Below are 21,461 nucleotides of genomic sequence, written 5' to 3' on the forward strand. Positions count from 1 at the left end.
GTCTCTGTGTTGCTGAGTTGTGGAACGACGGTCGCTAGAAGGTCGCGACATCGTTGCGCGCCTTTCCCTCAAGCACCGCCCTCACCACTTTGACGCACCGCAAAAACTCAAGCAAACCGCATTGATCCGTATTAAACTTTCATAACTTTCTGAAAATTCGAAACAGACAAGCATGCAGCTATCACCCCTGGTTCAGCGGTTTGTGCTCCATTTCGGTGAGATGGGCAGCCGCTGGGGTATCAACCGGACGGTGGGGCAGATCTACGCCCTGCTCTTCACCGCCTCCCGCCCGCTCAATGCCGACGAAATCGCCGAATCTCTCGGCTTTTCGCGCTCGAATGTCAGCATCGGCCTCAAGGAACTCGAATCCTGGAACCTGGTGAAGCTGTCTCACCAGCCCGGGGACCGCCGCGAGTATTTCTCCGCCCCCGATGACGTCTGGGCGATCTTTCGGACCCTGGCCGAGGAACGGCGCAGGCGCGAGATCGACCCCACCTTGTCGATGTTGCGCGAAGTCCAGCTGGAGGCGCCATCGTCCGCCGAGGACCGCCACGCGCAGGCACGCATGAAGGAGATGTACGGCCTGATCCTGCTGGTCACCACGTGGTTCGGCGACATGCAGAAGCTCGACGTCGCCACGCTGGAAAAGCTCATGCGACTGGGGTCGCGCGTCACCAAGCTGCTGGATGTGAAGGACCGTCTGGCAAGCGCCATCGGCATGGGCGGCGAGAAGGCCGGCGCCAATGCCACCAAACCCGCCGCCAAACCCACTACCAAGACCCCCGCCAAAACCGCCCGCCCCCGCAAGGAGTGATCCGTGTTTGCCAGTCTCGACCCCGTGGTGCTGGCGCGCATCCAGTTTGCCGCCAACATCACGTTCCATATTCTGTTTCCGACCATCAGCATTGCCCTCACCTGGGTTCTGCTGTTCTTCAAGCTGCGCTACGGCAAGACCGGCGACGAGAGCTGGATGGCCGCCTACCGCTTCTGGGTCAAGATCTTCGCGCTGACCTTTGCACTGGGCGTGGTCAGCGGCATCACCATGAGCTTCCAGTTCGGCACTAACTGGCCCGGCTACATGGAAACCGTCGGCAATATCGCGGGTCCGCTGCTGGCCTATGAGGTGCTGACGGCGTTCTTCCTGGAAGCCACTTTCCTCGGCATCATGCTGTTCGGCATGCGCCGCGTCAGCAACCGCACGCACACCATCGCCACGCTGCTGGTGGCGGGCGGCACCACGCTGTCGGCGTTCTGGATCCTGGCGCTGAACTCGTGGATGCAAACCCCCGCCGGGTTCCAGATGATCGATGGCCGCGCGCATGTCACCAGCTGGATCGAAGTCGTCTTCAACCCCTCCTTCCCCTATCGCTTCACCCACATGCTGCTGGCATCCGGCCTGACGGTGGCCTTCCTGCTGGCCGGCATCTCGGCCTACCGCTGGCTGCGGGGCGATCGCGCCCGCGAGGTCATCCAGTCGATGCGCACTGGCGTGGTGCTGGCGGCGATGCTGATTCCGCTGCAGATCGTCGCCGGTGACCTGCACGGCCTGAACACGCTGCATCATCAGCCCGCCAAGATCGCCGCGATGGAAGGCATCTGGACGACCACGAAGGGCGCGCCGGCCGTGCTGTTCGGCCTGCCCAATGCCACCACGCGGACCAATGACTACGAGATCGCCATCCCGAAGCTGGCATCGCTCTACCTGGCCCATGACGTCGACGGCGAGATCCAGGGCATCGACGCCTTTGGCGATCGCCATCCCCCCGTGGCCCCGCTGTTCTTCGCCTTCCGCATCATGGTGGGCGTGGGTCTGCTGATGCTGGTGGTCTCCTGGCTGGCCGCATGGCAGTTCCGCACGCGCGGGGCGCCCGCGCCGTGGATGGCCCGTGTGCTGGTGGCGATGACGTTCTCCGGCTGGATCGCGCTGGTGGCAGGCTGGTACGTGACCGAGATCGGTCGCCAGCCCTACCTGGTCTATGGTGTGCTGACGACCGCGCAGGCGGCGTCCAAGGTGCCCGCCATGATGATCGGCAGCACGCTGGCCATGTACCTGACGCTCTACGCCGTGCTGATCGCCGCCTATATCTCCGTGGTCTACCACCTGGCCCGCAAGGCTGGCACTGCCGACAGCGGACCGGACCACCATCCGGTCCACCCACAGGACGACGAGCGCGGGATCGAAACCCCGCAACCCGTCATCGCCGGCCACACCCGGAGCGCGCAATGAACCCGACCACGATTCCCGACCTCTCCCAGCCGGCCGGCTGGATGCCGCTGGTCTTCCTGGCCCTGATGGGGCTGTCGATGCTGATCTACGTGATCCTGGACGGCTACGACCTGGGTGTGGGCGTACTGCTGCGCCGCGCCGACGATGCCGACAAGGACACCATGATCGCGTCCATCGGCCCGTTCTGGGACGCCAACGAAACGTGGCTCGTACTCGGCGTGGGGCTGCTGCTGACGGCCTTCCCGCTGGCGCACGGCGTGATCCTGACGCACCTGTACCTGCCCGTGGCACTGATGCTGGCCGGGCTGATCATCCGCGGCGTGGCGTTTGACTTCCGCGTCAAGGCCCGGGACCCGCACAAGCCGTGGTGGAACTTCGCGTTCTATGCGGGATCGCTGCTGGCCAGCTTCTCCCAGGGCCTGATGCTGGGTCTCTATATCACCGGCTTCCGCTATGACCTGCCCAACCTGCTGTTCGCGGTGGCGGTCGGCCTGTGCCTGGTGGCCGGCTACTGCCTGCTGGGCGCCAGCTGGCTGATCATGAAGACCACGGGCACCCTGCAACTGCGCGCGATCTACTGGGCGCGGCGCAGCCTATGGCTGACGGCGCTGGGCGTGGCGGCCATCTCGATCGTCACGCCGCTGGTCAGCGCGCGCATCTTCGAAAAATGGTTCGCGCTGCCCAACATCATCCTGCTGGCGCCGATCCCGCTGATCACGATGGGCCTATTCGTGGTGATCGAGCGGGTGCTGCGCAGGATGCGCGACCTGCACGCACGCGGCAATGACCGCTGGTGCTGGGTGCCGTTCGTCGGCACGGCGGTGATCTTCCTGATGGCGTTCAATGGACTGGCGTACAGCCTGTTTCCGTACCTGGTGGTCGACCAGATCGACATCTGGCAGGCGGCCAGCGCGCCGGAATCGCTGATGGCGATCCTGGTCGGCGCGGCGATCGTACTGCCGACGATCCTCGGCTACACGGTCTACGCGTACCGTGTATTCTGGGGCAAGGCCACGGACCTGCATTACTACTGATCCACCCCGCTTCACTCCGATTCACCCACACCCCGCGATCTCCGGCGCCCTGACGGCGCCCAAGCGCTCATGGCACCAGGATCACCCAGCCCCACAGACCCTGCCACCGGCCCGCTGCTCAAGCGCCTGCGCAACCGGGCCGGCGCGCAGGTACGCGCGCTGACGCGCAGCAATTCAGGACTCACGCTCGACTACGACAACCCGCCCGGCGACCCTGGGCTGTTTGGCCCCGACGCGGTCTGCTGGCGCGTGCACGCGGATTTCCCCGCCATGCTGGCCGGCGGCGTCAGCGCGCTGCTCCTGCAGGCACTCCATCCGCTGGCGCTAGCCGGGGTGTGGGACCACTCCTCGTTCCGCACGGACATGCAGGGCCGGCTGGGCCGCACCGCGCAATTCGTCGCCGGCACCACCTACGGCAGCCACGCCGATGCCATGCGGCTGATTGAACGCGTGCGCCGCATCCACGCCGGCGTCAAGGGCACGGCGCCGGATGGCCAGCCCTATACGGCCGACGATCCCGCGCTGCTGACCTGGGTGCACGTGGCCGAGGTATCGAGTTTCCTGGCCGGCTACCTGCGCTATGTGGGACCGCTGTCGGCGGCGGATCAAGACCGGTATTTCGAGGAGGAAGCCACGGTGGCGGCGCTGCTGGGCGCACCGGACGTGCCACGCTCGCGCGCGGCGATTCACGCCTACCTGGAAGCGCAACGGCCCCACCTGGTGAACAGCGATCGCACACGTGAAGTGGTGCGGCTGGTGATGATGATGCCGGTAGCCAATCCGCTGCTGGTTCCCGCGGTCCGCACGATGGCCGATGCCGGCGTGGCACTGCTGCCGGCGTGGGCACAACAGGCCCTTGGCTTGCATCGCCCGTCAGTACGGCGATCGTTGTCGGTTGCCGGCATGCGCGCGCTGGCGCCGACCTTGCGCTGGGCGCTGGGCCCCGGCCTGGCGGCACGCGCCCGGCGGCGCGTGGCCTGCACCGCCTGAGCGTCGGCAGACGGCCGACTGCTTCCCAGACGATTGCGCGACGAAGTTACTCCGCAGCTGTTGCAGCTGCAGCGGGTGCCGGGCTGCCGCGCAGCGTTTTCTCCTTGAGCCGCATCACCAGGAACGGCGCGATCGCCGACACCCCCGCGCTCATCAGGAACAGGATCCGGAACGCATGCTCGGCGGCCATGCGTACCGCCATCGCGTCGCCCTGGTCGCCCGCGCCGATGGCGCGACGGAACATGCTCATCAGCACGTCCTCGCCGCCTTGCACCCCGGTCACCGCCACGCCACTGTGGCGCAGCAGCGCGATCAACACCGTCGTCAGCACGGCCACGCCGACCGCCCCGCCCAACAGGCGCGAGAACGCGGTCAGCGCCGTGGCAATGCCCACCTGCTGATGGGGCACGGCGTTCTGCGTTGCCACCAGCCCGCTGGGCAGTTGCAGGCCGATCGACAGCCCCAGCATGATCATCACCAGCGCCGCCGGAATCACCGCATGCGGCGGCACAAACGCCAGCGCCACGATCGCGAGCGGCGCGACGATCGATCCGGTCAACTGCATCGGCTTGTAGCGGCCGCTCCATGACATCAACCGCCCGGAGATATAGGCGCCGAAGGGAATCGCCAGCGTCAGTGGCACCAGCCGCAGCGCCGCCGTATCGGCATGGGCGCCGCCCACCACCTGAAAGCGCAGCGGCAGCAGCACCGACATCGCGATCAGCTGGAAGAAGCACAGGAACAGCGTCACGCAGCAGATGGCGACCGTCGGCACGCCGAGCATCGCCAGCGGGATCACCGGATCCGTCGCGCGGCGCTCCTGCCAGATGAACAGGGCCAGCCCCGCCAGGCCCGCTATCAGAAGGCCGATGGTCTGCGGCTCCAGCGGCGAATGCCCCTGCCCCAGCCGGGTCAGGAACACGAGCACGCCAGACAGGCCGCCGCCGAACAGCAGCGCCCCCAGATAGTCGATCCGATGCTTGCGGCCACCCACCGGCAGGTGCCGCAGCGCACGGCGCACGACCGCCAGCGCAATCAGTGCGAGCGGAATGTTGATCCAGAAAATCCAGCGCCACGACAGGAAGTGCGCCAGATAGCCGCCGATCACCGGGCCAGCCATGCTGGCCACGGCCCACACCCCGCTCACGTAGCCCTGGTAGCGGCCCCGTTCACGCAGCGGCACCACGTCGGCGATGGTCGCCTGCGAGACCGAGATCAGCCCGCCACCACCCAGCCCCTGCAGGATGCGCGCGAGGATCAGCATCGGCATCGTGGTCGCCAGCGCGCAAGCAACGGACGCCAGCAGAAACAGCACGATGGCGAACGTCAGCACGGATCTGCGCCCGAGCACGTCGGAAAGCTTGCCGTAGATCGGCGTGACCACCGTGGACGCCACCAGATAGGCGGAGATCACCCACGCCATGTCCTCGAAGCCATTGAGCTGCAATGCGATGTCCGGCAGCACCACGGCGACGATCGACTGCTCCAGCGCCCCGAGCAGGATGGCCAGCATCAGGCCGAAGATGACCTGCATGACCGGCACATCGGGCGGCGATCCATCGGATTTGCGATCGGCGGATGGCGAAGCAGGCGTGGGGTGAGGCTGGGGTGTGGACTCGACGGCGGACGCTTGGAGGGCGGACATGAGAGGGCCTGCGTGGCAGACGGCGGCGATGCGGGCCGGAATCGACGCGCCGCAGGGGACACATCGGTGCCCGGCGGGCCTTGTCTGCTCTTGTGGTCAAGGAGAGCCGATATTGTAGGCGAGCACCGCTCGCGCTGCTCGGTCTTTCAGCGGGCCCACGCTCCCCCGACTTGTAATGGATGCGCGACTCTCCACGGCGGCTGTCCAGCCGCCGGGCCGCCTGCCATGCCATCGTCATTGCGGCGCCGGGCCGTATGGCCCTGCCGCGCGATGCCGTTCCGGGCGATCAGAAGATCAGAAGGTTTCCCAATCGCCACCATCGGCAAGGGCCGGCGACGGCGCGGCGGCCGGACGGCGGCGCGCTGGCGTGGCCAGCACGGGCTCCTTGCGCTGGCGCGTCACAGGTGGACGGGGCTTGGCGGGCGCGGCCGGCTGGCGCGACGACAACACCGTGGTCGGCTGCGTCTTGCGCTCCACCGGCGGACGCACGGCGGCCGGCACGGCTGGCGCACGCGCGGTGCGTGGCGCCGGCGCCGCTGCCGGCAGTGCCGGCGCGGACGGGGTCACGGCGCGAGAGATCGCGCGTACGCGCGTCGGCGCCACGGTCGCCGCTGCCGCAGCAGTCGCCGCGGGGCCCGCGATCCGCCGGACCGGCGGCGATGCCGGGATCGATGCCACCGGGCGGGCCGGGCGGGCCGGGCGGGCCGATACCATGGCCGATACCACGGCCGTCTGCGCCGGGCGACTGTCGCCCAGGTCGAATTGGGCGACTTCCGCCACCAGCCCCCCCGCCTGCTGCAACAGGCTTTCCGCCGCCGCGCTGGCCTCTTCCACCAGCGCCGCGTTCTGCTGCGTCACGCCTTCCATCTGCGTGATCGCCAGGCTGACCTGCTCGATGCCGGCCGATTGCTCTTCGCTGGCGGCAGTGATCTCGCCCATGATGTCCGTCACGCGGCGCACCGCGCTGACGATGTCGTCCATCGTCTTGCCCGCCACTTCCACCTGCTTCGCGCCGTCCTTCACCTGCCGCACCGATCCGTTGATCAGATCGCCGATTTCCTTGGCCGCTGACGACGAACGCTGTGCCAGGCTGCGCACTTCCGCGGCCACCACGCTGAAACCGCGGCCCTGCTCACCCGCGCGCGCCGCTTCGACGGCGGCATTCAGGGCCAGGATATTGGTCTGGAAGGCGATGCCTTCGATGACGCCGATGATTTCGGCCACGCGAGCGGACGAATTCGAGATGCCGTCCATCGTTTCCACGACGCTGCGCACCACGCGGCCGCCCTCAGTCGCCACGTCCGACGCGTTGGCAGCCAGTTGGTTGGCCTGACGCGCGTTCTCGGCGTTCTGGCGCACCGTGGACGTCAGCTGCTCCATCGAGGCCGCCGTCTGTTCCAGCGAAGCGGCCTGCTCTTCCGTGCGCTGCGACAGGTCCGAATTGCCGCTGGCAATCTCGCGCGCGGCCGTGTCGATCGAACCCGCCGCCTGCTGGATGCCGCGCACCAGCGTGCCGAGCTGGCCAAAGGCACGTTCCAGCGCGCCCAGCACGCGGCCCATCTCGTCCTGGCTGCGCACGCGGATGGCGTGGGCCAGATGGCCCTGTGCCAGCGCCTCGGCGGCATCCAGCGCCTGGGTGGCCGGGCGCGTCACGGAACGGGTCATGCCGATGCCCAGCACGGCGGCGATGAACGCGGCCAGCACCGACAGGCCGATCAGCAGATTGCGGGTGAAGACGTATTGCTCGGAGGCTTCCTGCACGGCGGCCACTGCCAGGTTGCGGCCGGACTGGGCGGTCTCGTCGAGCTTGTCGAAGTACGCGGCCTGCGCGGCAGGCAGGGTCACGACCAGGCCGGCGCGGGCGCCATCGAACTCCCCGTTGCGCAGTTGCTGGAGAACCAGGTCGAGCTGGCCGTTGTACGCGCCGCGCGCTTGCGTGAGCTGGTCGAACATCGTCTTCAACTCCGGCCTGCCCGATGCCTGGATGATCTTGGCGAGCTGATCGAGGATGCCGCTGACCTCCTCGCGGATCTTGACGATATTTTCCGCGTTCTGCGCGGCAAGCGCCGGATCTTCGGTCAGCGCGGCGTCACGCACCATGACGCCGATCGTCAGCACGCGTTCCTTGGCGCGGTTGAGATCGATAACGCGCAGCAGCCGCTGCTCCACGGCCTGATGCATGGCGTCGTTCATGCCCCGCAACGCTGACACACCCACGGCCGCAACGGCCGCCAGCAGGAAGACCACCAGGCAAAATGCCAGGGACAATCGCGTCCCGATACTCATGTTTCGCAAGCCCATCACTGCGCACCTTCCCTCGTTCTATGTCATTCGTAAAGCGCCGGCGGCATCACCCGGGTCCGGGCGTCGCACGGCCCCCTATCGGCGTGATGGAGACGCTTCTTTAGGCGGAAAACGAATTGAGGGGAAAAGTGCCGGCAGTTCGGCGAATTGCTGGAGTAACGGATGGCTTTTAATCTGCCCCGTGCGCTCCGGTTGTGCCGGTAACGGCCTCTGCGGTGACAAACCGCAACCGAAATGACGCGGGCTCAAAAAAAAGAAGCCCACGCGCGGGGTGCTCGTAGGCTTTCAGGACTGCTTTGAAAAAGACCGGTTGTGGCCGGTCCGAACACCGAATATAAACCCGCTTACATGAGGTGTAAATCGCGCTTCTATCAGGGAATGCCCTCATAGCGGGTGTAAACGATACAGCACACGAATGCTAAAAATGATGGTTGAAATCACTTTTAGCCTTGTCGGCAAATAACGACCGCTTCCCGCAAACCTTTAGCTGGCGCGGCTTGTGGTGATTCGGGCGCCCGTCTTCATGGGCATTCGCGACCAAGCGCTACATCAATCACTTTGCAGTAAGCAACAAATTAAATAGAGCAAATCCTCTACGCCCGGACAAGCCATGGCTTCGTCAACGCTTGTAAAACTTTGTTACTCTTCCGCCTGAAGTATTCCCCTTCTCTCCTGGCAGCGCCGCGCGAGATCGCCAACGGGGCAGCGCCATCCCATTTCCCGGGATACCTGTCCGCGGCAGTCAAGACGGCCAGCCTCTGCGCCGGTTCCGAGAGCGAATGTTTCATGTCTCGCCAAGATCAGGCCGCGTTGTACGTCACTTTTAGTGCGACGCCGATCTGTGCGCCTGGTCATCGGACCGTTGTCAGCCGCCAGAACCCTTGCGGGCTCTTCCGGAGAAGTTGTGAAGCAGGAAATCAAGGCCCCCAGACCCAGCCGAAAACTGCAGCATCTGCAATTCGCGGCCCACAACGCCAGTCGCAATTCGGTCATCGTCCACCTGTCGAATGGCACGCGGCTGACCGGGATCGTCGTCGCCTCGGACAATTACATGCTCCTGCTTGGCAGGGATGCCGAGGACCCCACCCCCACACTGGTTTACAAGCGCGCCATCACGGTGGTCACGCCCGCGCACGCGCCGGAAGCCGCCGCAACCTTGCTGGAAGCGGAAGCGTCACCGGATTTCGTGCGTCTATATATACCGCGCACCCGCAAGCGCCGCTGACCCGCCACGGCATGGCCGCCAGGCAACCGGCTGCCTGCCGCAACCGCTCGGGGGACGATGCCGCACCCCTCGAAACTCTAGCAAAGATCACTCTAAAGTCTCCTACCGCCCTGTCGATAACCCTTGCAACGGAGGCACTCTACGCCCTGCAAAGCAGGCAGCCAACGTTACGGCACCCGCCGGAATGCCTACAACATTGCAAATAGGAGTCGTACCATGGCGCAAGTCATCAATACCAACATTCTGTCTCTGCAAACGCAGAGCAACCTGAACACGTCGCAATCGTCGCTGAACACCGCGATCCAGCGTCTGTCGTCGGGCCTGCGTATCAACAGCGCAAAGGACGATGCAGCCGGCCAGGCCATCGCCAACCGCTTCACCGCCAACATCCGTGGCCTGTCGCAAGCTTCCCGTAACGCCAACGACGGTATCTCGATCTCGCAGACGACTGAAGGCGCGCTGACCGAAGTCAACAACAACCTGCAACGTGTCCGTGAACTGTCGGTGCAAGCCGCCAACGGCACGAACTCGTCGTCGGACCTGAAGTCGATCCAGGACGAAATCAAGCAACGCCTGGCTGAAATCGACCGCGTGTCGGCCCAGACCCAGTTCAACGGCGTGAAGGTTCTGGCCAAGGACCAGAACATGTCGATCCAGGTTGGCGCCAACGACAGCCAAACCATCACGATCGGCCTGAAGGAAATCACCTCGAGCACCCTGGGTGTTGCTGGCTTCAGCGTGGCAGGCCCGCAAGCTGGCGCCGCAACGGTTAACGCCGCTGCTGCACAAGCTGCTTTCGGCACGGGTTCGACCATCACCAACGCGTCTTCGAACGCAGTGACCACCGCCGACCTGCAACGCGCACTGGGCCTGGCCACGGCAACGGTTACCAACGGTACCAACGTTGTTGCCGACAGCAACGGCAAGTGGTTCGTTGAAGTGCAAACCAGCACGATGTCTGCAGCCGACGTCGCAACGCTGAAGTCGAAGGGCTTTGCCGCTCCGGCCGCCGGCGCCAGCACGACGCTCTACATCGCCGTGGATACGGCCAACGCTGGTACCTCGGGTGCTTCCGCAACGTTCGCACTGGCCAACGCTTCGCTGACCGCTTCCGACTTCCAGAACACGGCTACCGCCAACCCGCTGAAGACGATGGATGCGGCACTGGCTTCGGTTGACAACCTGCGCTCGTCGCTGGGTGCTGTGCAGAACCGGTTCGAGTCGACGATCAACAACCTGAGCACGACGGTGAACAACCTGTCGGCTTCGCGTTCGCGCATCGAAGACGCTGACTACGCAACGGAAGTGTCGAACATGACCCGCGCGCAGATCCTGCAACAAGCTGGTACCTCGGTGCTGTCGCAAGCGAACCAGACCACGCAAGGCGTGCTGTCGCTGCTGCGTTAATCACCGCGCTGCAAAAGGCCGGGCCGCAAGGCCCGGCTTTTTTGCCGGAATGTTTTGCAGGCAGACCACTGCCTGCAAAGCGTTTCAACCGGACAAGAATCACAGCCTTACCGGACGGAGCAGACCATGGCATCCCCTACCCTCGTTTCCTTTCCGGCGGCCCGCAGCTCCGCCGATTCCGTGACCGCCGCCCCGGCACCCGCCGCGCCGGCCGCCACGGTTGAGCCCGTTCGTCCGGCGCAGGCCGCCACGGACACCGATGGCCGCTCCGCGCCCGATGACTCTCCGGCCAGGACGGCGGCAGCAGTCCAGGAACTGGTCGACGTGCTCAAGACCACGTCCATCGGGCTGCGCTTCGAAATCGACGAAAACACCCACCGCGTCATCACCAAGGTGATCGACAAGGAAACCGGCGAACTGATCCGCCAGATGCCGAGCGCGGAAGTGATGCGCTTTGCCCAAGCGATCGACAAGCTGCAAGGCTTGTTCATCAGCCACGCCGTTTGAGCGCGGCCTCCCGTTGAAGAAGACACAAGGTACATAACATGGCAAGCATCTCGAACGTCGGTGTCGGTTCCGGCCTGGATCTGCAGTCGCTGCTCACCAGCCTGCAAACCAACGAAGAAGCGGCCCTGCAGCCCATCACCAACCAGGCCACGAGCTTCCAGTCCAAGCTGTCCGGGTACGGCCAGGTGAAAAGCGTGCTGGCGGCATATCAAACGGCCGCCCAGGCCCTGGCGGATGCCAAGACGTTCAGCGCGACCAAGCCCGTCGTGGGCGACAGCACCATCTTTTCGGCGACGGCCAGCAGCAGCGCAGTGCCGGGCAGCTACACCGTCAACGTCACCAGCCTGGCCGCTGCCCAGACGCTGGTCACCACCCAGCAGGCCAGCCAGACGGCGGCGGTCGGTGGCGGCACGCTCACCTTCGACTTCGGCGACCAGCTCGCCACCGGCGGCGCGGCCACCAGCACCAAGACCGTGACGATCGGCTCCGATACCTCGATGCAAGGTATCCGCGATTCGATCAACAAGGCCAACATCGGCGTGACCGCCAGCATCATCAACGACGGCAGCGGCACGCCCTACCGCCTGGTGCTGACCTCGAACAACACCGGCACGCAGGGCACCATGCGCGTGAGCGCCAGCGACAGCAACGTCAACGCCCTCGTGGCGTTCGACCCGGCCAGCGCCGTGCAGGCAAGCGGCGTGCAGCAGAAAGTTGCCCCGCAGAACGCCGCGCTGACCATCAACGGCATCGACATCGTCAGCCAGACCAACTCGGTGACCGACGCCGCCCAGGGTGTGACGCTGAGCCTCACCAAGACCGGTACGACCTCGCTGACGGTCAACCGCGACAGCGATTCCATCGTCAATGCTGTGCAGGCTTTCGTCACGGCGTACAACAACGTCCTGACGACCGCCGCACAGCTGACCGCGTTCGACACCTCGTCCAACAAGCCGGGCGATCCGTCATCCGGCGCGGCGCTCAATGGCGACAATACGCTGAGCTCGATCCAGTCCCGCCTGCGCGCGATGCTGAATGCCCCGCTGAGCGACGGCAAGGGCGGCACGATCAACCTGTCCGACATCGGCGTCTCGTTCAACATGAACACCGGCACCGGCAACGTGAACTACGGCAAGATGACCGTGGACACGGACAAGCTCAAGTCGGCTATCTCTGGCAACCTGCAAGGCCTGACGTCGCTATTCTCCGGCACCAGCGGTGGCAGCGGCATCGGCAAGCAGGTGTCGGACTACGTCGATTCGCTGAACGCCACGTCCGGCGCGCTGACGGTGGCCACGGACGGCATTACCGCCACGCTCAAGCAGCTGAACGACCAGTACAACGAGACCAACGACCGGATCACGGCGACGATGGACCGCTACCGCGCCCAGTTCACGCAGCTTGACCTGCTGGTTTCGCAGATGAACCAGACCAAGAGTTACCTCACGCAGCAGTTCGCGTCGCTGTCGAGCAGCAGCAAGTAAGCCCGGAGATTTGCCATGTTCGCGCGCCAAGCCATCAATGCCTATGCCCAGGTCGGTGTCCAGACCGGGGCCATGAGTGCCAGCCCGCACAAGCTGATCGTCATGCTGTACGACGGCGCGCGGTCGGCCATCGCCCGGGCGAAGTTCCATCTGGAAGCCGGCGAGGTGGAAGCGCGCGGCAATGCGATCTCCAAGGCCATCAACATCATCGACAATGGCCTGCGCGCGGTGCTGGACCACGAGGCTGGCGGTGAGATCTCCGCCAACCTCGAATCGCTGTACGAATACATGACGCGCCGCCTGATGCTGGCCAACCTGCGCAGCGACGCCACCCTGCTGTCCGAAGTGGATACCCTGCTCGAGAACCTGTCCTCGGCCTGGTCCGCCATCGATCCGGCAGCGGCCGCCGATACCGCGCAGACGTCCCTGGCGTCCGACGCGCAGCCCATCCTGCAGGAAACCTGAAATGTTTGCCACGTCCCCCATCGTGAGAAGCTACGAAGAGCTGCTGGTGCTCTCGGAGCAGATGCTCGACGCCGCGCGCGCGTCCAACTGGGATGCGCTGACGGACCTGCAGCGGATCTACATGGCCGAGGTGGATCGCCTGCGCCAGCTCGACCACAGTGTGCCGTTTTCGGATAACGAACGCCTGCGCCGCTTCCAGTTGCTGGAGCGCATCCTTGCGTACGATGCCCGGATCCGCGACCTGACCATGCCCCGCCTGGCTCACCTCGGCGAGCTGATCAACAACTCGCGCCGCAAGCTGGAGCTGTCCGCGGCCTACGGCGCGGCCGTCTGATCACGGCCCTTCCCCGATGAAGGGCCGGTATTGACGCGTATCACGCTTATCGACATCCGCTGACGCGCGCCCATGACCGGCATTCAAATTCCTCCCGGCCTGGTTCCGAACCAACTGCCGGACGCACAGCTGACCCGCCCCGCGCTGGCCATCGACAAGCTCGCGGCACTGATGCCGGTGCCCGAGGTCACGCAAGGCGACGTACAGTCGTCCACCGGCGAGACCGTCCAGGCGCGCCAGCCTGTCACGGTCACCCCCGGCGCGGGCGATCCGCGCGCGGCAGCGCAGAATGGCTCCACGCGCGAGACGCTGAGCTTCGCGGCGCGCGCCATCCTGGACCTGTTCGAAGGCGGCGACGCCCAGCCGCTGCGCACCAGCGCCCCGCTGCTTTCGGCCCCGCCGGCATCCGGCGCGAACACCGCAAATGGCGCCAATGGCGCGGCGGCGACCCTGTCGGCCGCACTGGCCACGCTGGTCGACCAAAGCGGCATGTTCTACGAATCGCACCTGCTGCAGTGGGCCACTGGCCAGCGTCCGCTGTCGACGCTGCTGCAGGAACCGCAGGCCACGCTGCGCGTGCCGGCACAGGCATTGCCGCCCGCCTCCGGCGCGCCTGCGCAGCCGGGCGCGAGCGTTGGCGCCCCCGTAGCGCTGCTGCCCTATGGCGGACCGGCCGCATCGGCCACGCCACCGCCGAGCGCAACGATCCTGGCCGAACTGACCCGCCCGACCATCTTCCCGCTGACCACCGGCGTACCTGCCCAGCCTGCGCAACCGCAGCGCGAAGCGCAGGCAAGCGCCCAGCAGGGCAGCGCGGCAGGCCAGCAAGGCGCAGCCCAGACGCCGGCCGCCGAACAGCGCCGCGCCGCGCACGCCAGCGCCGCGGCACACGCGTACCAGGTGACCGCCGAGGTTTCCCACGACGGCCACCACATCGCGCAGGCCCAACGCGCAGCCATCATCGCCAGCTGGAATTCGCCCGATGCCCCTTCGGCGCGGCCGCAGGCCGACGCCGGTCCGCCGGTTCATCCGGGCAGCGAAGGCGTGGTCCGCCAGCAGCTGGAACTGCTCGCCACGCAGCAGTTCCGCTGCACGGTCGACGCCTGGCCGGGCCTGCCCGTGGACTGGGAAGTCACGCGGGAACAGCAGCGTGACGGATCGGCCGGTGCGGCGGATGCCGTCAACTGGAGCACCCGGCTGCGCCTGTCGCTGCCGCGGCTTGGCAATGTCGACGCCGTGCTGACGCTCGGCGCGCACGGGCTGGAAGCGCGGCTGGTTGCCGCCGACGCCACCGCCGCCGCGCAGCTCGCCCGGGGCCAGGTCGACTTCCGCAGCCAGCTCGATGCACGCGGCATCGCGCTGCTGAACCTCAATGTCAGCACCGCCGACGAAGCGTCGGTGGCCGCCGGCGTTGCCATGGAATTGCCAACATGAGCGCGAACGATCCCGATCGCGGCGTCGCCGTCGCGCTGTCCTATCAGGCCGCCGACAAGGCGCCCCGCATCGTCGCCAAGGGCTACGGGCTCTCCGCCGAAGCCATCATCGCGCGCGCACGCGAGGCAGGTGTCTACGTGCATGGCTCCCCTGCACTGGTAAACCTGCTGATGCAGGTGGACCTCGACAGCCAGATCCCCCCGCAGTTATATGTGGCCGTGGCCGAGTTGCTGACGTGGCTGCATCAGATCGAACAGGCCACCGAAACGCCCTAGGCGGGAATCACTCCGCCCCCTCCGCCTCGAGCCGGACTCCTAAGTCCGCCAGCCCGCGCCCCGAGCGCCGGCTTCGTCACGTCCATTCGAATTGGCGTGGGAAATGTCCGTTGTTCTCCCAAGGCTCCTCCTCCGCTGCTTGATAGAGTTGCCGGGCGCTGACCCAGCCTGCGGCCACGGTCATTGCGCGAGGATCGACCTTAAAAAAGACACCATGCGAACGAACCTTTCGGCGGAACCTGCACAGCGGGCGACAGCAAAGGCATGGGCCAGCTACAAGGCCCGCAACTTCCAAGAGACTCTGAAATTTGCAGAGCGCGCCGAAAAGCTGGGCACGCGGCTGCCCGATGCCTCTTTTCTTCGCGCAGTCACGTTTTTCTCTCTCGGCTCCCTGGAGGAAGCCAAGCGCCTTGCCGAAGCCGGCCACGAACGATTTCCCAACCACGCCGGATTTACGGCGCTGGTCGGTGCCGTGGAGGTTCAGATCGGCACGGACCTCCCCCGTGCCGCCGAATTTCTGCAGCGAAGCCTGGACCTCGACCCGAATGTCGGCTCGGTCTGGCAGAATTTTGCCGCGACGCTTTTCAACATGGGGGACTTTGCGGGTTCGCGGAAAGCCGGCGCGAGGGCCCTGGAATTCTCGCCCAACGACTCGACCACGCTTGGAAACTACGCGAGCGCTCTTCGGGAATCCGGCGATGCCGTCAAGGCCATCCCTTACTTCCGCAAAGCTTGTTCCCTGGATCCGACGCACAAGATCAATCGCTCCAATACGCTGCTCGCGTTGCTCTACGACGAGCATATCAGCGCGAAGGATCTTCTTGACGAAGCGAAAGATTGGGCCACCGTACTTGGTCGGACGGTGTCAAAGACCGCGCCGGTTTTCGAGCCAAAGCCCGGCCGGATCCGGATTGGCGTCCTCTCAAACGATCTGTATCGGCATGCATGCGCCTACTTCCTGCTGCCGCTGATCGCGAATATCGATCGCACGCATTTCGAAGTTGCGCTTTTCGGGCTGAACCCGCGGACCGATGCGGTCACATCGAAGATCATGCAGTATGCGGAAACCTTCTCCGATCTTTCGAAATTGAAGGAAGACGAGGTCATCCAGCATATTCGTGATGCCGGGATCGATGTATTGATCGACCTCGGCGGCTACACGGGCCTGTCGCCACTTCAGTTCATGGCGCATCGGCTGGCGCCGGTCCAGTTCACCTGGCTCGGATATCCCGGTACCACGGGCATGCCTACGATCGACTACCGGATCACTGACGCAGTCGGAGATCCGGTAGGTTTCGAATCGCATTACACAGAGAAGCTGCTGCGGGCGCCAGTCTTTGGCGTCTACCACGCGCTGGTCAGCAATCCGCTGCACATCTACTCACAACGGTACCGCGTCCGACAAACACCGGCACTGAAGAATGGATTCATCACATTTGGTTCCTGCAACAGCATTGCAAAGCTGACGCCGAAAGCCATGCGCTTGTGGAGCGCTGTCATGGCGCGATGCCCGAACAGTAAGCTGCTGATCGAGGCATATGGCGTGGACATGGACGATGTACGCGGGCCACTCCAGATCCGTCTTGAGGCTGCCGGCATCGATTGCGAGCGCGTGACCTTCGTGCCTCGTATCGGTGCAAACCAGTATGTGACTTACCACGACATCGATATCGTCCTCGACACGGCGCCGGTGACCGGCGGCACGACGACTTGCGACGCCATCTGGATGGGTGTTCCGGTTGTCACTCTCGCCGGAGACACATTCCACCAGCGAGTTTCCGCTCCGTTCCTGCATACCGCTGGACTTGATGACCTCATCTGCAGCACGGAAGAGGAGTATGTCAACGTCGCTTGCGAACTGGCGCAGGACCCGACCGCGCTGGATGCCTTGCGCGCCACGCTCCGGCAACGCATGGAACAGAGCCCGGCCTCCGATGCAGCTGGCTTTGCGGCCTGGTTCGAGGAGCAGGTCTTTGAAGTCGTCAAGGATCGCAAGCCCGTCGAACGTGTCGGCGCGCGACGCCAACAGGGCATCTACTTCAACGGCAAATGGTACCCGGTGCAGGACCTCGTGCTGTCCGTCGCGGCCCATCTGCAATTGGGTGAGATCGAGCCGCTGCGCAACGTACTCGAGAACCTGACGACGACCTGGCACCGACACTGGATGGTTGCGTATGGTCTGGCGGAAATCGAATATCGCACTGGCGACAAGAACGAAGCCATTGAACTGTTGGTAGAGAGTATTGGACTGCGGCCGTACTCGTTGCCGCTCTATCGAATCCTGGCTGGGTGGTTGCAGGAGAACAACCTGGATTCCACCGCCCTCGAAGCGCTGCTCGGCGAACAGTTTGGCCTGGACATCGCCACGTTGACCAGCAGCCCCATGCCCAGTGTCTTCGAAGTCATGGGCATCGAAGTGGTCAATGTGCCAGCGGAAGAGGTGGCAGCATGAAGGCCGTCATCCTGGCCGGCGGTCTGGGCACCCGGATCTCCGAGGAATCGCACCTGCGGCCCAAGCCGATGATCGAGATTGGCGGCAAGCCGATCCTGTGGCACATCATGAAGATGTACTCGGCGCATGGCGTCAACGAGTTCGTGATCTGCCTGGGCTACAAGGGCTACGTCATCAAGGAATACTTCGCCAACTACTTCCTGCACATGTCCGACGTGACGTTCGACATGCGCGAGAACCGCATGGCGGTGCATCAGCGCAAGGCCGAGCCGTGGAGCGTCACGCTGGTGGATACCGGCGAGGACTCGATGACCGGCGGCCGCCTGCGTCGCGTGCGCGACTACCTCACGCCGGGCGAGGCGTTCTGCTTCACCTACGGCGACGGCGTGTCGGACATCGACATCACCGCCGAGATTGCCTTCCACCGTTCGCACGGCAGGCGCGCCACCGTGGCCGCCGTGCAGCCGCCGGGCCGCTATGGCGCGCTCGAACGCGACAACGAGAAGGTGTGCGGCTTCACGGAAAAGCCGCGCGGCGATGGCGCCTGGATCAATGGTGGCTTCTTTATCCTGCAGCCGGAAGTCATCGATCTGATTCCCGATGACCTCACCAGCTGGGAAGAAGCGCCGATGCGCCATCTGGCCAACAGCGGCCAGATGGGCGCGTTCGAACACACCGGCTTCTGGCAGCCGATGGACACGCTGCGGGAAAAGAACCTGCTGGAAGACCTCTGGCAATCCGGCAAGGCCCCCTGGAAGACATGGTAATGAATCCCGTGGCTTCCACCCTGGCGGCCTATGCCGGCCGCCGGGTTTTCCTCACCGGCCATACCGGCTTCAAGGGCGCGTGGCTCGCGATGCTGCTGGCGCGCCTGGACGCGCAGGTAAGTGGTTACGCACTGGCGCCCAACACCACGCCGAGCCTGTTCGAGGCTGCCCGCGTGGCGCCGGCACTCGTGCGCCATACGGTGGGCGATATCCGCGACGCGGCGGCCCTTGCCCGCGCGATGCAGGACGCGCAGCCCGAGATCGTGTTCCACCTTGCCGCCCAGCCGCTGGTGCGCGCGAGCTACCGCGATCCGGCCGACACGTGGTCGACCAACGTGATGGGCACGGTGAACCTGCTGGACGCCGTGCGCGCGTGCCCTTCCGTGCGCGCCGTGATCGTGGTGACCACCGACAAGTGCTACGACAACCAGGAATGGCTGTGGGGCTATCGGGAAACCGATCCCCTCGGCGGCCATGACCCGTACAGCGCCAGCAAGGCCGGCACGGAGCTCGTGGCGGCCAGCTATCGCAAGTCGTTCCTCGCGGAGCGCGGCGTGCTGCTGGCCACCGCTCGCGCCGGCAACGTGATCGGCGGCGGCGACTGGTCCGAGGACCGCCTGATCCCCGACGCCGCACGCGCGGCCGCGGCTGGCCGGACCCTCGAGATCCGCAGCCCGCAGGCCACGCGTCCGTGGCAACACGTGCTGGAGGCACTGCACGGCTACCTGCTGCTGGGCGCCCGCCTGCTGGCCGGCGACACGGCGCTCGCCACCGCCTTCAATTTCGGCCCCGATGCGCGGGACAACCTGCCCGTCGCCAGCGTGCTGGCCGGTCTGCAGCAACACTGGCCCGCCCTGCAATGGGCGCACTGCCCGCCGCCGGGCGCCGCGCCGCACGAGGCCCGCAACCTGTATCTCGACTCCGCGCAAGCCCGCACCGTGCTGGGCTGGCAATCGCGCTGGACGCTGGACGAGGCGCTGGCCGCCACCGCGCACTGGTATCGCACCGTCCAGCTGGACCCGGCCCACGCGCGGGACATCACCGAACAACAAATCGAGCAATTCTGCGCATGAACGCTGCCGCCACCGCTCCTACCCCGACCTGCCGCGCCTGCGGCGCGCCGATGACGCAGACCGTCGTCGACCTCGGCCTGTCGCCGGTCTCCAACGCCTTCATCAAGCCGGAGCATATCGACCAGGGCGAGATGTTCTACCCGCTGCACGCGATGGTGTGCCACCAGTGCTGGCTCGTGCAGCTCCGTGACGCCACGCCGGCCGAGACGCATTTCCACGACGACTATGTCTACTTCTCGTCGTTCTCGACCTCGTGGCTCGACCACGCCCGCCGCTATGTCTCGGCGATGACCGACCGCTTCGGCCTGACCCCGGCCAGCCGCGTGATGGAGATCGCCAGCAACGACGGCTACCTGCTGCAGTACTTCCACCAGAACGGCGTGCCGTGCCTGGGGATCGAGCCGTCCGCCAATACGGGCGACGCCGCGCGCGCCAAGGGCATCGACAGCCGTGAACTGTTCTTCGGCGAGAAAACCGCCCGCGCCCTGTGCGAGGAAGGCTGGCAGGTGGACCTGCTGCTCGGCAACAACGTGCTGGCGCACGTGCCGGACATCAACGACTTCGTCGCCGGCATGCCCGTCGTGCTCAAGCCCCAGGGCGTGGTGACGCTGGAATTCCCGCACCTGCTGCGCCTGCTGGAGCAGAACCAGTTCGACACGCTCTATCACGAGCACTACTCCTACCTGTCCCTGACCGCGCTGGTGCCGATCCTGGCGCGTGCCGGCCTGCGCGTCTTCGACATCGAGCACCTGCCCACCCACGGCGGCAGCCTGCGCCTGTTTGCCTGCCACGACGGCTCCGGTCACGCGAGCACGCCGGCCGTGCAAGCCTGCCTTGACGAAGAAGCGAAGGGCGGACTCACATCGCCGGCGCGCTATGCCCTGTTTGCCGAGCGCGCGCGCCAGGCCAGGCGCGACCTGCTGGCCTTCCTGATCGAGGCGCGCCGCGCCGGCAAGCGCGTGGCCGCCTACGGCGCCGCCGCCAAGGGCAACACGCTGCTGAACTACTGCGGCGTGGACACGGACCTGGTGGAGTACGTGGTGGACCGCAACCCCGCCAAGCAAGGCAAGCTGCTGCCGGGCACGCGGATTCCCGTGCTGTCGCCGGACGCCATCTACGCCAGCCGCCCCCACTACCTGCTGATCCTGCCCTGGAACATCAAGGACGAGGTGATGTCGCAGATGGCCGGCATCCGCGCCTGGGGCGGCCGCTTCGTGGTAGCGATCCCCGAGACCGTGGTCCTGCCGTGATCTTCACCCCGTCCCGCATCGCCGGCGCCTGGCTGGTCGATCCCGAACCGCTCGCCGACGAACGCGGCTTCTTCGCGCGTACGGTCTGTGTGGAGGCATTTGCCGAGCACGGGCTGGACGCGCGCTTCGTGCAGCAGAGCGTGTCGCGCAATACGCGCGCCGGCATCCTGCGCGGGATGCATTTCCAGACCGGGGCACACGCCGAGGACAAGCTCGTCCGCGTAACCACCGGCGCGGTGCATGACGTCATCCTGGACCTGCGCCCCAACTCCGCCACGTACCTGCAATGGCAGGCGGTGGAGCTGTCCGCCGAAAGTCAGCGCGCACTCTACATTCCCCGGGGCGTGGCGCATGGCTTCCAGACCCTGACGGACCTGTCCGAAGTCTTCTACCAGATGACGGTGCCCTTCGCGCCCGGCAGCAGTGCCGGCGTGCGCTGGAACGACCCCGACATCGGCATTGCCTGGCCGGCATGCGCGGACCGCATGATTTCCGCGAAAGACCTGGCCCTTCCCACGCTGGCGGATCTCCGCGAGCGTTGATCGATTTCCATCCGATAACCACCCCCTGACACCAAGCGGAGCCACC

19 protein-coding genes are annotated in these 21,461 nt (G+C 65.7%); 17 read left to right on the forward strand and 2 right to left on the reverse strand.

Translation table 11 applies throughout. The features are described 5' to 3' along the window. Positions 1 to 172 precede the first annotated feature (172 nt). From AC1DOX_RS19670 to AC1DOX_RS19685, 4 genes are all read left to right on the forward strand, one after another. Positions 173 to 814, forward strand: a complete 642-nt coding sequence (locus tag AC1DOX_RS19670) for a GbsR/MarR family transcriptional regulator (RefSeq protein WP_441622695.1) — start codon at positions 173 to 175, stop codon at positions 812 to 814. Between the two features lie 3 nt (positions 815 to 817). After that, a complete protein-coding gene (locus tag AC1DOX_RS19675; protein ID WP_441622697.1) occupies positions 818 to 2,227 on the forward strand; it encodes a cytochrome ubiquinol oxidase subunit I in 1,410 nt (469 codons plus the stop codon). Next, positions 2,224 to 3,261 (forward strand): cytochrome d ubiquinol oxidase subunit II, encoded by a 1,038-nt coding sequence (locus AC1DOX_RS19680; RefSeq protein ID WP_441622699.1) that lies wholly within the window; start codon positions 2,224 to 2,226, stop codon positions 3,259 to 3,261. The genes AC1DOX_RS19675 and AC1DOX_RS19680 overlap by 4 nt, the downstream gene beginning before the upstream one ends. Before the next feature lie 69 nt (positions 3,262 to 3,330). After that, positions 3,331 to 4,251 carry an oxygenase MpaB family protein gene (locus AC1DOX_RS19685; RefSeq protein ID WP_441622701.1) on the forward strand — a complete coding sequence of 307 codons (921 nt, stop codon included), beginning with the start codon at positions 3,331 to 3,333 and terminating at the stop codon, positions 4,249 to 4,251. A gap of 46 nt (positions 4,252 to 4,297) precedes the next feature. Here the strand turns inward: AC1DOX_RS19685 and AC1DOX_RS19690 are convergent, their stop codons facing one another. Together AC1DOX_RS19690 and AC1DOX_RS19695 are read right to left on the reverse strand one after the other, a co-directional pair. Continuing rightward, positions 4,298 to 5,896, reverse strand: a complete 1,599-nt coding sequence (locus AC1DOX_RS19690; RefSeq protein WP_441622703.1) for an MDR family MFS transporter — start codon at positions 5,894 to 5,896, stop codon at positions 4,298 to 4,300. 294 nt (positions 5,897 to 6,190) lie between these two features. After that, entirely contained in the window at positions 6,191 to 8,197 is a 2,007-nt protein-coding gene (locus AC1DOX_RS19695) for a methyl-accepting chemotaxis protein (RefSeq protein ID WP_477101547.1), read from the reverse strand. A 907-nt stretch (positions 8,198 to 9,104) separates the two neighbouring features. Here AC1DOX_RS19695 and AC1DOX_RS19700 point away from each other — a divergent pair. The 13 genes from AC1DOX_RS19700 (at position 9,105) to rfbC (ending at position 21,415) form a co-directional block, all read left to right on the forward strand. Beyond that, a complete protein-coding gene (locus tag AC1DOX_RS19700; protein ID WP_441622069.1) occupies positions 9,105 to 9,425 on the forward strand; it encodes an RNA chaperone Hfq in 321 nt (106 codons plus the stop codon). 216 nt (positions 9,426 to 9,641) lie between these two features. Then, positions 9,642 to 10,832, forward strand: a complete 1,191-nt coding sequence (locus AC1DOX_RS19705; protein WP_441622071.1) for a FliC/FljB family flagellin — start codon at positions 9,642 to 9,644, stop codon at positions 10,830 to 10,832. A 126-nt stretch (positions 10,833 to 10,958) separates the two neighbouring features. Continuing rightward, positions 10,959 to 11,339, forward strand: a complete 381-nt coding sequence (locus AC1DOX_RS19710; RefSeq protein ID WP_441622073.1) for a flagellar protein FlaG — start codon at positions 10,959 to 10,961, stop codon at positions 11,337 to 11,339. 38 nt (positions 11,340 to 11,377) lie between these two features. After that, complete coding sequence (gene fliD / locus AC1DOX_RS19715) at positions 11,378 to 12,823, forward strand: flagellar filament capping protein FliD (protein ID WP_441622075.1); 1,446 nt, start codon at positions 11,378 to 11,380, stop codon at positions 12,821 to 12,823. 15 nt (positions 12,824 to 12,838) lie between these two features. Then, complete coding sequence (gene fliS / locus AC1DOX_RS19720; RefSeq protein ID WP_092136864.1) at positions 12,839 to 13,288, forward strand: flagellar export chaperone FliS; 450 nt, start codon at positions 12,839 to 12,841, stop codon at positions 13,286 to 13,288. Position 13,289: 1 nt separating this feature from the next. Continuing rightward, positions 13,290 to 13,622 (forward strand): flagellar protein FliT, encoded by a 333-nt coding sequence (locus AC1DOX_RS19725; RefSeq protein ID WP_092136863.1) that lies wholly within the window; start codon positions 13,290 to 13,292, stop codon positions 13,620 to 13,622. A 72-nt stretch (positions 13,623 to 13,694) separates the two neighbouring features. Further along, positions 13,695 to 15,056 carry a flagellar hook-length control protein FliK gene (locus AC1DOX_RS19730; RefSeq protein WP_477101546.1) on the forward strand — a complete coding sequence of 454 codons (1,362 nt, stop codon included), beginning with the start codon at positions 13,695 to 13,697 and terminating at the stop codon, positions 15,054 to 15,056. After that, positions 15,053 to 15,331 carry an EscU/YscU/HrcU family type III secretion system export apparatus switch protein gene (locus tag AC1DOX_RS19735; protein WP_441622080.1) on the forward strand — a complete coding sequence of 93 codons (279 nt, stop codon included), beginning with the start codon at positions 15,053 to 15,055 and terminating at the stop codon, positions 15,329 to 15,331. Before AC1DOX_RS19730 ends, AC1DOX_RS19735 begins: the two co-directional genes overlap by 4 nt. A 214-nt stretch (positions 15,332 to 15,545) precedes the next feature. Next, positions 15,546 to 17,783: an O-linked N-acetylglucosamine transferase, SPINDLY family protein gene (locus AC1DOX_RS19740; RefSeq protein WP_441622082.1), complete on the forward strand. Its 2,238-nt coding sequence runs from the start codon at positions 15,546 to 15,548 to the stop codon at positions 17,781 to 17,783. Beyond that, complete coding sequence (gene rfbF, locus AC1DOX_RS19745) at positions 17,780 to 18,550, forward strand: glucose-1-phosphate cytidylyltransferase (protein WP_092136859.1); 771 nt, start codon at positions 17,780 to 17,782, stop codon at positions 18,548 to 18,550. The genes AC1DOX_RS19740 and rfbF overlap by 4 nt, the downstream gene beginning before the upstream one ends. Further along, positions 18,544 to 19,623: a CDP-glucose 4,6-dehydratase gene (gene rfbG / locus AC1DOX_RS19750; RefSeq protein WP_441622085.1), complete on the forward strand. Its 1,080-nt coding sequence runs from the start codon at positions 18,544 to 18,546 to the stop codon at positions 19,621 to 19,623. Before rfbF ends, rfbG begins: the two co-directional genes overlap by 7 nt. Continuing rightward, the gene (locus AC1DOX_RS19755; RefSeq protein ID WP_441622087.1) at positions 19,620 to 20,873 is read left to right on the forward strand and encodes a methyltransferase domain-containing protein; all 1,254 of its coding nucleotides are present in this window, start codon (positions 19,620 to 19,622) and stop codon (positions 20,871 to 20,873) included. The genes rfbG and AC1DOX_RS19755 overlap by 4 nt, the downstream gene beginning before the upstream one ends. Next, a complete protein-coding gene (gene rfbC, locus AC1DOX_RS19760; protein WP_092136856.1) occupies positions 20,870 to 21,415 on the forward strand; it encodes a dTDP-4-dehydrorhamnose 3,5-epimerase in 546 nt (181 codons plus the stop codon). Before AC1DOX_RS19755 ends, rfbC begins: the two co-directional genes overlap by 4 nt. Positions 21,416 to 21,461: the final 46 nt, after the last annotated feature.

It is taken from the genome of Cupriavidus sp. 01L415 (assembly GCF_056400065.1).